This window comes from Bradyrhizobium sp. 45, from assembly GCF_023073155.1.
Classification (GTDB): domain Bacteria; phylum Pseudomonadota; class Alphaproteobacteria; order Rhizobiales; family Xanthobacteraceae; genus Bradyrhizobium; species Bradyrhizobium canariense_D.
The window spans coordinates 37587-53164 of record NZ_JADPIX010000100.1; the positions used below are offsets into that span (position 1 = coordinate 37587).

At 63.7% G+C, this 15578-nt stretch carries 13 protein-coding genes; 8 read left to right on the plus strand and 5 right to left on the minus strand.

Features of this window, described 5'->3' with window-relative positions; translation table 11 throughout:
• Positions 1 to 225: 225 nt before the first annotated feature.
• From IVB42_RS15105 to IVB42_RS15120, 4 genes are all read left to right on the plus strand, one after another.
• On the plus strand, positions 226 to 915 hold the full coding sequence (locus tag IVB42_RS15105) for an outer membrane protein (RefSeq protein WP_018457996.1): 690 nt from the start codon (positions 226 to 228) through the stop codon (positions 913 to 915).
• A 282-nt stretch (positions 916 to 1197) separates the two neighbouring features.
• The gene (gene uvrA, locus IVB42_RS15110; RefSeq protein WP_018457997.1) at positions 1198 to 4179 is read left to right on the plus strand and encodes an excinuclease ABC subunit UvrA; all 2982 of its coding nucleotides are present in this window, start codon (positions 1198 to 1200) and stop codon (positions 4177 to 4179) included.
• 46 nt (positions 4180 to 4225) lie between these two features.
• Positions 4226 to 4789, plus strand: a complete 564-nt coding sequence (locus IVB42_RS15115) for a DinB family protein (RefSeq protein WP_247397161.1) — start codon at positions 4226 to 4228, stop codon at positions 4787 to 4789.
• An 18-nt stretch (positions 4790 to 4807) separates the two neighbouring features.
• Positions 4808 to 5482, plus strand: a complete 675-nt coding sequence (locus tag IVB42_RS15120) for an HAD family hydrolase (protein ID WP_018457999.1) — start codon at positions 4808 to 4810, stop codon at positions 5480 to 5482.
• 48 nt (positions 5483 to 5530) lie between these two features.
• Here IVB42_RS15120 and IVB42_RS15125 read toward each other — a convergent pair whose 3' ends face one another.
• Both IVB42_RS15125 and IVB42_RS15130 read right to left on the minus strand, forming a co-directional pair.
• Entirely contained in the window at positions 5531 to 6484 is a 954-nt protein-coding gene (locus IVB42_RS15125) for a cytochrome D1 domain-containing protein (RefSeq protein ID WP_018458000.1), read from the minus strand.
• A 2-nt stretch (positions 6485 to 6486) separates the two neighbouring features.
• Entirely contained in the window at positions 6487 to 7068 is a 582-nt protein-coding gene (locus tag IVB42_RS15130; protein WP_247397158.1) for an SRPBCC family protein, read from the minus strand.
• Positions 7069 to 8232: 1164 nt separating this feature from the next.
• Between IVB42_RS15130 and IVB42_RS15135 the strand changes: the two genes are divergently transcribed.
• Positions 8233 to 10305, plus strand: coding sequence for a DUF1217 domain-containing protein (locus IVB42_RS15135; protein ID WP_247470546.1), 2073 nt, complete (start codon positions 8233 to 8235; stop codon positions 10303 to 10305).
• A gap of 16 nt (positions 10306 to 10321) precedes the next feature.
• On the opposite strand, the gene IVB42_RS15140 is transcribed toward IVB42_RS15135, so the two are convergent.
• Positions 10322 to 11182: a DUF296 domain-containing protein gene (locus IVB42_RS15140; RefSeq protein ID WP_247336733.1), complete on the minus strand. Its 861-nt coding sequence runs from the start codon at positions 11180 to 11182 to the stop codon at positions 10322 to 10324.
• 9 nt (positions 11183 to 11191) lie between these two features.
• On the minus strand, positions 11192 to 12799 hold the full coding sequence (locus IVB42_RS15145) for an acyl-CoA synthetase (RefSeq protein WP_247336735.1): 1608 nt from the start codon (positions 12797 to 12799) through the stop codon (positions 11192 to 11194).
• 179 nt (positions 12800 to 12978) lie between these two features.
• Between IVB42_RS15145 and IVB42_RS15150 the strand changes: the two genes are divergently transcribed.
• Together IVB42_RS15150 and IVB42_RS15155 are read left to right on the plus strand one after the other, a co-directional pair.
• Entirely contained in the window at positions 12979 to 13335 is a 357-nt protein-coding gene (locus tag IVB42_RS15150; RefSeq protein WP_018458005.1) for a hypothetical protein, read from the plus strand.
• Positions 13336 to 13583: 248 nt separating this feature from the next.
• Entirely contained in the window at positions 13584 to 13859 is a 276-nt protein-coding gene (locus IVB42_RS15155) for a GNAT family N-acetyltransferase (protein ID WP_018458006.1), read from the plus strand.
• Between the two features lie 53 nt (positions 13860 to 13912).
• On the opposite strand, the gene IVB42_RS15160 is transcribed toward IVB42_RS15155, so the two are convergent.
• Positions 13913 to 14296: a DUF3597 domain-containing protein gene (locus IVB42_RS15160; RefSeq protein ID WP_026233480.1), complete on the minus strand. Its 384-nt coding sequence runs from the start codon at positions 14294 to 14296 to the stop codon at positions 13913 to 13915.
• A 334-nt stretch (positions 14297 to 14630) separates the two neighbouring features.
• Here IVB42_RS15160 and IVB42_RS15165 point away from each other — a divergent pair, with 334 nt between their 5' ends.
• Positions 14631 to 15539: a DUF2189 domain-containing protein gene (locus tag IVB42_RS15165; protein WP_026233481.1), complete on the plus strand. Its 909-nt coding sequence runs from the start codon at positions 14631 to 14633 to the stop codon at positions 15537 to 15539.
• Positions 15540 to 15578: the final 39 nt, after the last annotated feature.

The following is a 15578-nucleotide window of genomic DNA, read 5'->3' on the forward strand; positions in this document are numbered from 1 at the left end:
CTGGACATATCGCACTTCGAAGGCCGGCCTTGCGCCGGCCTTTTGCTGTGCAGTTCTCCAATATTAATCGGTCAATAACCGTTCCGTTTTCCGACCGTTGTTGCTTTTGAGTGACACAACTTGCGGCTTCACTGGTGTAAGTACGGCATCAGTTGGGCAAGTGAGTCCGATGCCCTCCCTATCGTGGAAGGCACAATCAGAAACTGGGACTGGGATTAGTTGAAAATGAAAAAGGTTTTGTTGGCTTCGGCCTGTTTGTTCGCTCTCGCCGCCCCGGCTTCGGCCGCTGATCTCGCGGCGCGCCCCTACACCAAGGCCCCGGTGGCCATGGCTTCGGTCTACAACTGGACCGGCTTCTACCTCGGTATCGTCGGTGGCGGCGCTTGGGAAAATTCCTCGACCGACCCGAAGATGAAGGGCGGCTTCGTCGGCGGTACTGCCGGCTACAACTGGCAGACCGGCAATGTCGTGCTCGGCGTCGAGGCCGATGGTTCCTGGGCTGATGTCAGCGCGTCGGTCACCGGCCCCGTTGCCGTCCCCGGCTTCGGCCTCGTCAGCACCACCCTCAGCTCCAAAACCGATGCGATGGGAACCGTGCGCGGCCGCATCGGCTACGCCGTCAACAACGTCCTGTTCTACGGCACCGGTGGTTACGCCTGGATCGACAACAAGCTCAGCGTCAGCGCGCTCGGCGTGACCGTTTCCGACAGCAAGTGGCACTCCGGCTGGACCGTCGGTGCGGGCGTCGAAGCGTTCTTCGCTCCGCAGTGGTCGGTCAAGGGCGAGTACCTCTTTCGCAGCCTCGGCGGCGAGACCTACTTCTCGGGCGCCCTGCCCTCCGGCACGCTCGAGTTTCACACCGTGCAGGTCGGCGTGAACTATCACTTCGGGGGCCCGGTGGTCGCCAAGTACTGAGTTCAGTACTTAGCCCCAACGCCATCCGCGTTACGAGAGGCCGGCCTTGTGCCGGCCTTTTTGTTTTGTCGGGCACGTTGCCGCGCAGTTCCACCCTGCTCCTGCCAGATGCCGCCAGTGCGCCAACAATCCGTTGACGATTCGCAAGTCCCACTGGAAATCCGTCTCCGTTCTTCCTACGTTCGCTGACAACCCCATCGGCGCCGATCCCGGTTCCGGGCGAAGCGCGCCTTTTTTGTTGGCGCGATCGCGCGCCTTTGGGATTCCTTGAGGGCAACCCGGATGGATGAAGTGATCAAGGCGAAGCGCCAACAGCAGAACGTGGGATCAAACCTGCGCGCAATTACCATCCGTGGCGCGCGCGAGCACAATCTCAAGAACGTCGATGTCGAGATTCCCCGCGACAAGCTGGTGGTGTTCACGGGGCTGTCGGGCTCCGGCAAATCCTCGCTCGCGTTCGACACCATCTACGCCGAAGGCCAGCGCCGCTACGTCGAATCGCTGTCTGCCTACGCCCGCCAGTTCCTGGAGATGATGCAGAAGCCCGACGTCGACCAGATCGACGGCCTGTCGCCGGCGATCTCGATCGAGCAGAAGACGACGTCGAAGAACCCGCGCTCCACCGTCGGCACGGTGACCGAAATCTACGACTACATGCGCCTGCTGTGGGCGCGCGTCGGCGTGCCCTATTCGCCCGCCACCGGCCTGCCGATCGAGAGCCAGATCGTCTCGCAGATGGTCGATCGCGTGCTGGCGCTGCCCGAGGGCTCGCGCCTCTATCTGCTCGCGCCGGTCGTGCGCGGCCGCAAGGGCGAGTACCGCAAAGAGCTTGCCGAATGGCTCAAGAAGGGCTTTCAGCGCGTCAAGATCGACGGCGCCTTCCACGAGCTCGCCGAAGCCCCTGTTCTCGACAAGAAATTCCCGCACGACATCGACGTCGTCGTCGATCGCATCGTGGTGCGCCCCGACATCGGCCAGCGCCTCGCCGAAAGTTTCGAGACCGCGCTGAAACTTGCCGAGGGCCTCGCCGTCATCGAATTCGCGGATGCGCCGGCTGCGGCAGCACCCGCGGAAGAGAAGAAGAAGACCGCAAAGATCCACGACAAGAGCGGACCCGAGCGCATGCTGTTCTCGGAAAAGTTCGCCTGCCCGGTGTCCGGCTTCACCATCCCCGAGATCGAGCCCCGGCTGTTCTCGTTCAACAACCCCTATGGCGCCTGTCCTGCGTGCGGCGGCCTCGGCGTCGAGCAGCATGTCGACGAAGACCTCGTCATTCCCGACAAGGAGCTCGCCATTGGCAAGGGCGCAATCGCGCCCTGGGCCAAATCCTCGTCGCCCTATTACATTCAGACGCTGACTGCGCTCGGCAAGCACTACAAGTTCACGCTGACCACCAAATGGAAGGATCTGCCCAAGAAGACGCAGAACGCGATCCTCCATGGCTCCGGCGAGGACGAGATCAAGTTCTCCTACGAGGACGGCGTCCGCTCCTACGACACCAAGAAGCCGTTCGAGGGCGTCATCACCAACATCAACCGCCGCTATCGCGAGACCGAGAGCGAGTGGGCGCGTGAGGAGCTGGCGAAGTACTTCCACGACGTGCCCTGCGAGGCGTGCCACGGCTTTCGGCTGAAGCCCGAGGCGCTTTGCGTCAAGATCGGCGGCAAGCATATCGGCGACATCTCCGAGATGTCGGTGAAGGGCGCCGGCGCGTGGTTCGAGACCGTGCCGGAGGCGCTGAACACCCAGCAGAACGAGATCGCCGGCCGCATCCTCAAGGAGATCCGCGAGCGCCTCACCTTCCTGCTCGACGTCGGCCTCAACTACCTCACGCTCTCCCGCTCCTCCGGCACGCTCTCCGGCGGCGAAAGCCAGCGCATCCGGCTGGCTTCGCAGATCGGCTCGGGGCTAACAGGCGTGCTCTACGTGCTCGACGAGCCCTCGATCGGCTTGCACCAGCGCGACAACGCGCGCCTGCTCGACACGCTCAAGAGACTTCGTGACCTCGGCAACACCGTGATCGTGGTCGAGCACGACGAGGACGCGATCCTGCTCGCCGACCACGTGCTCGACATCGGCCCCGGCGCCGGCATGCATGGCGGCAACATCATCGCCGAAGGCACGCCCGCCGAGATCATGCGCAACCCCAACTCGCTGACGGGCAAATATCTCACCGGCGAGCTCGAGGTCGAGGTGCCCGAGCGGCGCCCGCCGAACCATCGCCGCACCATCAAGGTGGTCAACGCGCGCGGCAATAACCTCAAGAACGTTACGGCCGAAATTCCGCTCGGCCTGTTCACCTGCGTCACCGGCGTCTCCGGCGGCGGCAAATCGACGCTGCTGATCGACACGCTCTACAAGGCGATCGCCCGCAAGCTGAACAATGCCAGCGAAGGCGCCGCGCCGCACGACCGCATCGAGGGCCTCGAGCACATCGACAAGATCATCGACATCGACCAGTCGCCGATCGGTCGCACGCCGCGCTCCAACCCCGCGACCTATACCGGTGCCTTCACGCCGATCCGCGAATGGTTCGCCGGCCTGCCCGAGTCGAAAGCGCGCGGCTACGAGCCCGGCCGGTTCTCCTTCAACGTCAAGGGCGGCCGCTGCGAGGCCTGCCAGGGCGACGGCGTCATCAAGATCGAGATGCACTTCTTGCCCGACGTCTACGTCACCTGCGACGTCTGCAAGGGCAAGCGCTACAACCGCGAGACGCTGGAGGTCCTATTCAAGGGCAAGAGCATCGCCGACGTGCTCGACATGACCGTCGAGGAAGCGGCCGAGTTCTTCAAGGCGGTCCCACGTGTACGCGAGACGTTCCAGACGCTGCATCGCGTCGGCCTCGACTACATCCATGTCGGCCAGCAGGCCACGACGCTCTCGGGCGGCGAAGCCCAGCGCGTCAAGCTCGCAAAAGAGCTGTCAAAGCGCGCCACCGGCCGCACGCTCTACATCCTGGACGAGCCGACCACCGGGTTGCATTTCCACGACGTCAAGAAGCTGTTGGAGGTGCTGCACGAGCTGGTCGCGCAGGGCAACACGGTCGTCGTCATCGAGCACAATCTCGAAGTGATCAAGACCGCCGACTGGGTCATCGACCTCGGCCCCGAAGGCGGCGATGGCGGCGGCGAGATCGTCGCCTGGGGCCCGCCAGAGGACATCGCAAAAGCGCCGCGGAGCTATACGGGGAAGTTCCTGGCGCCGGTGCTGGCGAAGGCTCGGAAGCCGAAGCGGAGACGCGCGGCGAGCGAGGCGGCCGAGTAGGTTACGCCGCGGGAGCGGCCGACACATTGTCTGAGGGAGACTGAGTTTGCCTGCCGGACTTGTGCAAACCTATCGTGCGTTCGCCCACAATAATGCTTGGGCAAACCACCGGCTGCTCACCGCTTGCGCGGCGCTGTCTCAGGCCGACTTCGAAGCCGAGCGGACCGGCTTCTTTCCGAGCCTGCAACGCACGCTGAACCACATCCATGTCATCGACCTCTTCTATGTCGATGCACTGAAGGGCGGATGGTTGGGACCGGCAGCTTGGAAGAACGACGTGCCGCACCTTTCCCTTGCTGCGCTGAAGCCTGCGCAAGCCGCGATCGACAAGCGCTTGATCGCCATGTGCGATGCACTGACGCCCGAGATTCTCAACGGCATTGTGCGGATCAACCGCGACACGCGGGTCCAGGCCGAACGCCGCGACCGACTGCTCATGCATCTGTTCCAGCATCAAATTCATCACCGCGGACAAGCGCACGCCATGCTGTCCGAAACGAGCGTCGCGCCGCCTCAGCTTGACGAGTTCTTCGCCGAGGGAGAGGCGCCGCTCAGGGCCACCGAATTCGACCAACTCGGATGGACCGAGGAAACCGTGTGGAAAGCCTAGCGGTGTAGCTTCGTCTCCATGCCCTACTCCCTCGCCATCTTTGATCTCGACGGCACGCTGGCCGACAGCTTTCCGTGGTTCCTGCGCACCATCAACGACGTCGCCGATCGCTTCGGCTTCCGCCGCGTCGCGGACGAGGATATCGAGGGGCTGCGGCATGCTTCTTCGCGGGAGATTCTGAGCCGGCTCGAGGTGCCGCTGTGGAAGCTGCCGGCGATCGCGCGGCATGCGCGGCGACTGAAGGCGGAGGCTGCAGCGGAGATTTCGCTGTTTGCGGGGGTCGAGACAATGCTGCGGACGCTGGCGGAGAGTGGCGTGCAGCTCGCGATGGTGACGTCGGACAGCGAAGCCAATGCGCGCGAGAAGCTCGGCGATTGCGCGACGCTGTTCGCCCATTTCGATTGCGCGGCCTCGCTTTTCGGCAAGCCCGCGAAGTTCCGACGGGTCATCCGCCGCGCCGGCGTGGAGCCGGGCAAGGTCATCTCGATCGGCGACGAAGTGCGCGACATCGAGGCGGCGCGGACAGTGGGAATTGCCTGCGGAGCGGTGGGCTGGGGTTATGCGGCGCCGGCGGCGCTGCGGGCGATGGTGCCGGATCACATGTTTGATCAGATGGATGAGATTGTATGGACGCTGTGCCCCGGTGCCGTAGCCCGGATGAGCGAAGCGATATCCGGGAACGCCGGTGGATGAGGAGAGCCCCGTCCCGCATGTCGCTCCGCTCACGCGGGCTACACGCCCCTACTCCGTCCTGCGCAAGAATGCCCCAAACGCGCGCGGGCCGTCGCCGGTATTGACCTCGCCGATCAGCTTCAGCTCGACCGCATCGATGATATCGAGCGTGTTGCTTTCCCAGCAGGCGACGATAATGCGCTTGCCGTCGGCAGTCGCGGCAATGCCTTCGGGATAATCGCCGACATTGATGCGCTTGAGCGGCTTCAAGGTCGCCAGATCGAACACGCTGACAGTGCCGCCATACTGATCGGTGACGAAGCCGCGGCCCTGCGCCAACGCCACCGCATAAGGGCGCATCCCGACCTGCACGCGGCCGGTCTCGGCCCCAGTGGCGATGTCGATCACGGAGACGTCGTTGGAGCCGACATTGGCGGTGTAGGCGCGCTTGCCCTCGGCATCGATGGTGACGCCGAACGGACGGGTGCCGACCTTGATGGTCGTCGTGCGCTGGCGCGTCGCGGTGTCGACCACCGACACACTGTCGTCGTCGCGGTCGGCCGAGAGCAGCAGCTTGCCATCCGGCGTTACCGCGAGCCCCGATGGCGAGGCGCCGACCGCAATGCTGGCCGTGACGCTGCGCGAGGCCGCGTCGATCACCCGCACCGCCGCCGCATACCAGTCCGCGACATAGACGGTGCGGCCATCCGGCGCGACGGCAATGCCGAGCGGCCCGCCGCCGACCTCGATCCGCGCCGCAACCTGCCGCGTTGCTGCGTCCACCACCGTCACGGCTTTGGCATCCGGGCTCGTGACATAGGCAAAACGTCCGTCCGCGCTGACGGCGACGCCGGCCGGCTTGCCGCCGATCGGGATGGTCGCGACGCTGCGCGCCGTGGCGAGGTCCACGACCATCAGATCGTCGCTGAGCTGGTTGGTGACGAATGCCTCTTCGGCGAACACATGCGCGATGCCGGCCAGGCAAAAGCTGGCGGCGAGCGCCGCCAGGACCAGCGCCCGCACCGTCAGCTTCCGCTCTCGATCTTCTTCTTGAGTGCCTCGAGGCCCGCCTGGTACAGCCCCTTCACCGCCTTGACCGCGGCCTCGTCACTCAGCTCCGGCGGCGGCTCGTTGTTGGGAAAGCCACGATAGAACGCGCCGGCCCATTCCAGCGTCAAGCCCTTGCCGTCAGCGCTCGGCGTCACCGTCAATGTCGAGGAATAATTGGTGACCGGCAGCACCTTCACGTCCACATTGGTGATCCGGTAGGAATAGCTCATCGCGGCGGCGTCAAACTTGTAGAGCTCCTCGTCGACGGTCGCGCCTCCCGTCAGCGTCAGCTTGCGCGTCGCGCCGATCTCGTTGCCCTTCTCGCCCTCGGTCTTGGTGACAGGTGGCAGCCAGCTCATGTCCTGGAAATTGCCCATTGCGGCCCACACCTTGGCCGGGGCGGCGTTGATCTCGATGGATTCGCGCACCTTCTGACGGGTCGGCCCGTGGGCCCAGGCCGATGTCGAAACCGGGCCAAACGCCGCCGTCAAAGCCACCGCGCCCGCGGCAATCAGCACCGCGGCCAGGACCGTGCGCCGTCCAATCGTCACCCTCATCTCGTTTCCTCATACGTGTCGGTGATCATGCGCGACTTGAAGCGCGCTGGAATCATGGTAGCGCATTTTGCGGCCGCGGGGAGACCCGTTCGTGGCCGCGTTGCGGCGGGGCTCGCGCGCCCCACAACCCCTTGCCGCCCCGGCGGGCAAAACACCAATAAGCGGGTCAATCACGGCGCTTAAAAATATTTCTCTTTATCCGCATTTCGGATTATCATATAAAGAGCCATCCCAACCCGGCCGAGGGGCGGATCGCGATCGTCCACGAACGCGGGATGGGACGTGGTGGACGTGGGCCACACCGGCGCGAAGGCTTCGCAGGGCGGGCAACCGTGAGCGAAAGTGTCGCGCACACGACCGGTGCAGCCTGCGTACGGCAAAATCGTGTGGTCCTGGCGCCCGGGGTCTGTGCGCCAAGTCTTGCGGTGATGCGTGCGGGCCGACCGGGCCGCAGCGTCAGCCATCCGCAAGGCGACGGGGGCAATAGTGCATCGCTCCCCGGGGAGATCACGACATAAGCCGTAAAACCACTGCGCAGGGAAGGCCGTGTGTTGGGCTTCACCTGTATGCCGCTGTGCAGCCTCTCGTAGCGCAACCTTCGCACAGTGGACCGTGGGTGCCAGCCGGCACCCGGCCTTCCCTGCGCCCTCGGCATTTTGGGGGCAAAGAATGCCGCAAAGCTCGGGCCGCACAGGCCGCGAGAATGCGAAACCGCGCGTATCACGCGAATAGCAATGCCAGATGACTTCGGGCTCTCGTGCCCCGGACGCGGCGCAGCGCCCCTTCGGCGATGCGCCGCAGAGCCGTGACCCATCCTGCGGCAGAATGCACGGCTTCTGGATCCCGGCTCAACGCCACACCGCCGTAAGCGCGTTTACGCGCGTCTTCGACGCGCTATGGCGCTGCGTCGCGTTCGGGACGAGAGCCATTCCGATCGATCTCTTGATCGGGACATATCCGGAACGCAACCCTCACGAAAGCTGTATCTGAGAAACATGCAGCAACAAAACCCGATATGCCTCGCGAGGGCAAACTTGAATCTGGGATCGCGGTCCGAAAATGGCCTTGGAGAACCTGGCTCTGAGACAGTTTGCCGGCATGAGGCCAGCCCCACCTCGCGACCCCGCAATGATTGACGGACGTCCGGGACCGTAGGAGTGCGCGATGGTATCAACGTATTTCAGTTACAGCTACATCACGCGCAATCTCAAGCAGTCCCTGACGCGGGTCGAACAGCAACAGGACGTAGCGCGAGAGGCCGCCTATTACAAAGCCCACATCGGCAACGTGAAGTCCGTCGACGACTTCATGAAAGACTATCGCCTTTATCATTATGCAACGAAGGCGTATGGCCTGGAAGACATGGCCTACGCCAAGGCCTTCATGAAAAAGGTGCTGGAGAGCGACCTCTCCGACGCAAACAGCTTTGTCAACAAGCTGGTCGACAAGCGTTACCGTGAGTTCGCCGCCGCGTTTTCCTTCAATGGCAGTGCCACGCCGGTGGCGCAATCGGAGAACCAGACCGACGAGATGATTGGTCTGTACACGGCGACCAGGAAAAGCCAGGTCGATGCACTTGCCGGCGATTCGAATTACTACAGCGCCGAAATCGGTAACATCAGCAGTGCAGACCAGCTCCTGAACAACGACCGTCTTCGCAACTATGTCTATTCGGCGTACGGGATCGATCAAAGCAAGTGGTCGCGTGACACCATAAGCCAGGTCTTGCGCAGCGATCCATCCGATCCCAACAGCTACGTCAACACCACTTTCGCTTCTCAGCTAAGTGGCCTCAACGCCGACCTTGCTCAGGCCCGATCGGATGTCACCGCGGCCAATTCAAGGATCGCCGACTACACCGCCCAACTATCGCAACCGGGCGCGAACGTGACCCAGTTGAACGTCCAGATTCTGGTCGAAAAGCATCATTTGGAGTCATATGCGAGCAGCATTTCCAGCCTTAGCGAGCAGATAGGGACGATTGGCGGGTTCGTCGACCTGGCCGGTGCGTTCGAGTTTTCCTCCGACGGGTCGCTTCCGTCAGGTGTGTCGGCGCAGACTGCTGCAAATGTCACGATCACGAAACGGAAGTTCGACGACAGCAAGTCCGCCGTCTATTCGGCGGCGAGCCCGTTGAACGAAGCTTTTGCAATCAGGCAATTTAGAACTGCCATCCTCAAGATCAATTCAGTCCAGGCGTTCGTATCGACACCGGGCGTGTATGAATTTGCGCTGGGAGCTGTCGGCCTCGAGCCCGCGAACGTCTCGCCGGCGACTGTCAAGGCCGTGCTCGAAAGCGACATCAACGACCCCAAAAGCTACGTCTATACCCTCAAGGACAATCGATATTTGGAGCTGGCACGCGCCTTCAACTTCGACGCAAAAGGCAATCTGACCACCCCCTTGGTGGCTCAGGACTCGGCTGAAGTCCTCCAGATCGCCAAGGACTACGTCATTGGAGCGGTGAAGAGCGCCAGCACGGCGACTCCCCAGCAGCAGGCCGCAGTTCGGGCACAGGCCACGAAGGATGCGTCGGAATATCAGCAGGCCATCGCCGGCATCGACAGTGTTTCCGATCTTCTCGCAAACAGGCCGATGGTCGATTTCATTCTCTTGGCCAAGGGTCTGGATCCCAGGAAGGTCAGCACCGAATTTCTCAAGAAGATCTTCAGCTCCGACCTGAACGATCCAAAGAGCTTCGCGAACACCGAGAGCGATCCTCGCTTTGCCGAAATCGTGGCGTCGTTCAATTTCGACAGTAAAGGCAACGTCGCGCGTCTTCCGATGATGGGTCCGCAAAAGCGGGATCAGTTTCGGGAAACACAAGCGAACTATGTCGAGCAAAGCCTGGAGCAGCAGCAGGGCGATGCCAATCCCGGCGTGCGCCTTGCGCTCTATTTCCAGCGAAAGGCGGGGGACATCACGTCCGCATACGACATCCTTGCCGACAAGGCTCTTTCGGAGGTGTTCAGGACCACTTTCGATTTGCCTGACTCGATGGCGGCGATGCCGATCGATCAGCAGGCCAAGTTCGTAGACAGATTCATGAAGATCAAGGATCTGTCCGATCCCACGAAGGTGACAAAGCTGTTGAGCCGTTTCTCCGCCATGTATGACATCAGAAACAGCCAGAGCACCGGCCAGGGTCAATCCCCCCTGCTCAACCTGTTTCAGGGATCCAGTTCGGGGATCAGTGACTCCACATACTTGGCCATCGCCAAGCTGCGCACCCGCTGATGATCGCTCGCCGATACTAGCCCAACACCTCGAGCACCAGCTCCATGGTCATCAGCACGGGATTGTCGCCACGAATCAGACGGCCCTCCGCTATGCCGCCAGTGTAGTCGATCAGGGCGACATCGAGTGCGGCTTCGAGGGCGCCGGAGGAGCCGGCCGCAATCGCGCCGCCGGTTACCGCAAGCTCGGTCGCGAAGGGCTCAGTCACGCCGCCATGGGTGAAGCGCGCCCCAATGGTCGAGCCGACACCGCCATGGATCCTCGCGCGCGCGATGCCTTGCGCGCGGCAGAAGTCTTCGAGACAGCCCGCGAAATCCTGATTGGGGCGCAGCCGCAGCGCGAAAGCGCGGCTGGTCGTGCGTGCGCCGGTGCTCGCAGCCGCCACGGGCCCGAACAGCTTGAAATTGGTCTCGCGATCTGGCTCTGCGGCGAACATCGCACCATCGATGCCGAAGGCCTCGACCTCGAACGGCTCGGCGACATCGGTCACGTCCGGCAGCATGTGGCCACCACCGGCGCGGCCATCGGCCTCCGTCCACAGCCCATGGCAATGAAAGAACGGGGCGCCATTGTGCATGCCCAGCGTCATGCTGCCGAGCCTGGTGCGCGTCACGCCGCTTGGCCGGAATGTGTCGCTATAAAACGCGGCATTCTCGCTGGTCTTCGACAGCGCCGGCATGACATAGCCGAACGGCCCGAGCGCGCCGCGCCCGAAGCTGAGCACGCCGCCGGCGAATCCCTCCGCGGCGAAACCGCGGCGCGCCGCCTCCAGCAGCGGCAGACCTGCTTGAAGCGTGAAGGAGAAAGCGCGTCCCCTCGCCTCCGCCCATTGGATGCGCTCGGCGACCGGCGCGCCGGGCTGCTTGATGCTGCGCATGACCTTCGCTCAGCCCGCCCGTGTCTTGTCGAGATCGAGCAGCCCGCGCGCCTCGAGCTCGTCGCGAACCATCCGTTTGGGAACCTTGCCGTAGCCGGATTTCGGCAAGGCCTCCCAAAAGAAGAACCGCTTCGGCATCTTGTAGCGGGGGACCTTGGGGCCGAGGAATGCCGCCATCTCCGCTTCGCTCACCGGCTTCGCGCCTTCGCGGGCGACGCAGACGGCAACGCCGACCTCGCCCCAGGTCGCATCGGGTACGCCGAGCACCGCGACCTCGCCGACGCAAGGATGGGTCAGAATCTTCTCCTCGATTTCGCGCGGATAGATGTTGGAGCCGCCGGAGATGTACATGTCGGAGGCTCGTCCCGTGATGTAGACGAACCCCTCCTCGTCCATGTGGCCGAGATCGCCAGTGCGGAACCAGCCGTTGCGGAAAGCCTTCGCATTGGCTTCGGGATTGTCATAGTAGCCGGCCAGCACCGCGGGGCCGATTACGCAGATCTCGCCGCTCTGGTTGGCGCCGAGTTCACGGCCCTCGTCGTCCTGGATCGAGACCTGCATGCCGGTACGCTCGAAGCCACAGGTGCCGATCTTCGCGTGCGGCCCGTCCTCGGGGTCATGCAGCGCTGCCGGCAGCACGGTGATGTTGCCGGTCACCTCGCCGAGGCCGAAATACTGCACGATCACCTTGCCGAGCTTCCTCAGCGCAGCCTTCTGGTCCTCGCGATACATCGGCGCACCCGCATAGATCACATGGCGCAGCGAGGAATGATCGTATTTGTCGGCGGCGGGATGCTCGACCATCATCTTCAGAATGGTCGGCACCACGAAGAGATTGCTGACGCGATGCGCCTCGATCAGGCGGAACGCCTCGTCAATGTCGAATTTCTCCGTCGGCAGCAGCACGGTGCACACGCCGCGCGCGGTCTGCACCAGCTGATGCACGCCGGCGCCATGCGACAGCGGCGCCACCACCAGCGAGGCATCTGCTTCGGTGACGCCGGGCGTAAGATCGGCGAGATGGTTGGTGACGACAAAACCCATCTGACCGTGGGTGAGCACCGCAGCCTTGGAGCGGCCGGTGGTGCCCGATGTAAAGAAGAACCAGCAGGGATCGTCGTGCTCGACTGCGACGTTCTCGACCACCGTGCCGGCGCGCGACGCGACGGCATCCGCAACCGACGTCTCGGCAAACGGCGCCCGACCGTCGATGCTCCAGGTGAATTCCAGCGCGCCACCGCTTACGGCCGCGGCGTGCTCGGGAAAATCGACATGGCACAGAAACGCCTTCGCGCCGGAGGCCTGCGCGAGATAGGCGACCTCGTCCGGCATCAGGCGGAAATTGGTGGGTACCCAGACCGCGCCAAGCCGGAACGCGGCGAACATCGAGAAGAACATCTCATCGCCGTTCTTGGAATGAACGAGGATGCGGTCGCCCTTCGCGATCCCGCGCGCCGCGAGAGCGGCTGCCAGTGCCGAGACCTGCGCATCGATCTCGCGCCAGGTCCAGGATCTGTCGCCCCAGACGAAACCGGGACGCGCCCCATGCCGCCGCGCATTCTGGGTCAGCATGTGAGCGAGATTCATGACGCGGCGGGACATGCGCAGGGGCTGCATCGGGCTTCCTCTTCGGCGGCGGACGGCACGCGAGCCGGCCGCTCATTGCAGCCCATTTATCGCCATCGCCAGGAGCCCTGCAAGGTTGCCGGGCGCAGCGCAGCCCATCCAACCGTTCAGGAAATTTTAAACATGATCGGCGCAACCTCGCTCAGTTCTCGCGTACAGAGTGCCGCATCATGGTCAAAGCGCCCGCCCTCCTCATGTTATCGCTGGCGCTTGCCGGATGTGCCGTGGGCCCACAAGCGCACCTCGCCTCCGATCCTGCCTTCAAGCCCGCGCGCTATGCCTGGGACGGCGCCGGCGAAAATCCCAATCACCCGCGCGCTGCTTCAGAACCAGTGCGCGCGGCCCGATCCGAGCGCAACAGGTCGCAAGCCGCGCTTCAGCCCTATTCAAAGGAATGGTGGCAGGCGAAGGATGGCATCGAGGAGGAACGGGACGCCATGGTCAACCGTTCCCTCGTCATCTGCCAGGGATGCCTGCGCCCGCAGGCGCAGCCGGAGGATTCCAGGCTCGCCAAGGCGACCGATTGAAGCATCCGGGCGATCAGGCCTAGGAAGAGATCCAACGCCGGCGTTGCGAGAAGCGGCGGGGGGCTACAACGCCCCGAGCTTCCATAACGACTCCTGCACCGTCGGCAAGCCCGGCTTCAATTCCAGGCTGAGCGGGACACGCAGTTTCCGGATATCTCCCCTGCGGCAACCACTCTTGCTCGCACCTTGGCAAGGACCGGTTGAGGCGCCTAGATCAGAGGCAAGCAGCATGTCGGAAGGATTTTTGCATGGCGCCGTCGGTACGGGATAACAAGGACAGAAGCCGCTTCGAGCTCGATGTCGGCAGCGAAATCGCCTTCGCCAATTACCGGCTGACGCCGTCGGCGGTGATCATCACCCACACCGAGACGCCGCGCGCGCTGCGCGGCCGCGGCATCGGCTCCGAGCTGGTCAAGGGCGCGCTGGAATTGATCCGGCGCGACGGCAGGAAGGTGATTGCCGGTTGCGGTTTCGTCGTCGATTATCTCGACAGGCATCCGGAAGATGCGGATCTCGTCGCCTGAATGCAAAAGGGCCCGCGCGATCGCGGGCCCTTGGATTGCGACCGGGCGATCGGTCAGTGCTTGATCTCCGGCGGCAGCTTGCCGCCATTGGCGGCGAGCTTGGACATCACCTGCTTGTGCAGCCAGACGTTCATGGTCGCGGAATCGTTAGTGTCGCCGCTGTAGCCGAGCTCCTTGGCGAGGTCCTTGCGCGCAGCGAGGCTGGAATCGATGTCGAGCGCCTTCATCAGATCGACGATCGAGGTGCGCCATTCCAGCTTTTCGCCCTTGTGCGCAGCGGCCGCCGCGTCGACGATCGCGGCAACGTCCACCGTCGCCGCGGATCCGCTCGGCGCGGCCCCTGCGGGCGCGCTGCCCGACGGTGCGCTGCCTGCGGGCGCGGCGGAAGCTGGCTGGCTACCGAAGATCGCGCCCATAATTTTCCCGAAAATGCTCATGTCTGCTCCCCGAAAAGGACCCGCTGGAAGGGCCTTGAGTGGCACTTATAGACCAAGTTGCGTCGTTGCGCCCGCCAAAGTTCCGCGAACAAGCACGCAGCATCAGCTTATCTGCGGCGAAATAACGACCGAATGACACTGTAGAGATTGCACCGCGGCATCGAATCTCACCCAAGCGTGAGGGACAGGACTCGCAAATGGGCGTACGGTTGACGTTCAGTTCGCGATGCCATCCGGAATTCGCGTCTGGTTGGGGATCGCGAAACTCAGAATAGCGGCCGCTTGCGCCGTTGCTGGCGCCAGATGCGGCCGCATGGCAAGGGAGCTAGCGACCATGGCCACACTCTACCCGGGCAATGTCCCGTCCATGGCCCAGACCGCCGAAGCGGCTGGACCGGTGATCCGAACCATCCAACTCTCCGATCTGCAGGATGCGCTCAAGCGCGGCTGGGACGATTTCAAGGCGGTGCCGAGCCACGCCATCATCCTCTGCGTGATCTATCCTGTGCTGGGCCTCGTGCTCGCCCGCGTGGTGATGGGCTATTCAGTGTTGCCGTTGTTGTTCCCACTGGCCGCAGGCTTCGCGCTAATCGGCCCGTTCGCCGCTCTCGGTCTCTACGAGCTCTCCAGCCGGCGCGAGCGCCATGAGGAGGCCAGCGCCTGGGACGCCATGGAGGTGCTGCGTTCGCCCTCGTTCGGCGCCATGCTCGGTCTCGGCGCGCTGCTGCTGGCCCTGTTCGTGACCTGGGTTGCGACCGCGCAGGCAATTTATGTCGCCGCTTTCGGCTATGAAGGCGCATCCGGGATCTCGGATTTTCTGACGCGCGTGCTCACGAGCCGGCAAGGCTGGTGGCTGATCGTGGTCGGCTGCGGCACCGGCTTCCTGTTCGCCCTTGCCGCGCTGTGCATCAGCGCCGTGTCGTTCCCGCTGATGCTTGACCGCCATGCCGGCGCGTTCGAGGCCATGGTGACGTCACTGCGCGTCGTCGCGAAGAACCCGGTGCCGATGGCGGCCTGGGGCCTGATCGTGGCCGTCCTGCTGGCGCTGGGCACCATTCCGGCCTTCCTCGGCCTTGCCGTGGTGGTCCCCGTGCTCGGCCATGCCACCTGGCATCTCTACCGCAAGGTGATCGCGGCCGATCCGGGCGCGCGTCCGGTGCCGCCTCCGCCGCATCGTGCACGCAAGCCGGCCGCCGACTTCCCCGCCAACCTCTTCCCCTGGCGCAATCGGACCGACGCCTGACGATATCGTGACATGCGATCCTGCCCCGGTGCGGGCAGG